The following is a 484-nucleotide window of genomic DNA, read 5'->3' as shown; positions in this document are numbered from 1 at the left end:
TTCAGCTTGTTTCCAATTTTTTAAAGAACAGTTGATAAAACTTTTCAGTTATCATCGTTAAATAAACTAAAACTAAAACAAAATTAAATTTAAAATTAAACTTAAAATAACCTAATATTTAAAATAGCTTCATCACTACCTTAATACTTTATTAATTTGTCTTTTTCTAATTTATTTAACGATGATAAGTGGTGGAGATAAGCGGGATCGAACCGCTGACCTCCTGCGTGCAAGGCAGGCGCTCTCCCAGCTGAGCTATATCCCCATTTCATCATAATTTAATAACTAATTATTTACCTTTTAGTTATTATTTATTTACACTACACCTTTCGCTTCACTCACTCTCAGAGTGGTGGGTCTGAGTGGACTTGAACCACCGACCTCACCCTTATCAGGGGTGCGCTCTAACCACCTGAGCTACAGACCCAAGGGTAATGTTTTCTTCTGCTCATTTGTCTACAACTATCAGCCAATCTGTGTGAGC

2 tRNA genes are annotated in these 484 nt (G+C 36.0%); both read right to left on the bottom strand.

Annotated features, from left to right (window positions below):
* Positions 1–189 precede the first annotated feature (189 nt).
* Positions 190–265: transfer RNA gene (locus HMPREF2644_RS03540), tRNA-Ala, on the bottom strand.
* An 85-nt stretch (positions 266–350) separates the two neighbouring features.
* Positions 351–427, bottom strand: a tRNA-Ile gene (locus HMPREF2644_RS03535).
* Positions 428–484: the final 57 nt, after the last annotated feature.

The sequence above is a fragment of the Haemophilus sp. HMSC071C11 genome (assembly GCF_001837655.1).
GTDB classification, from domain to species: Bacteria; Pseudomonadota; Gammaproteobacteria; order Enterobacterales; family Pasteurellaceae; genus Haemophilus; species Haemophilus influenzae.
Note: the sequence above shows the minus strand (reverse complement) of the source record. Positions and strands in the feature narration are given on the sequence as shown.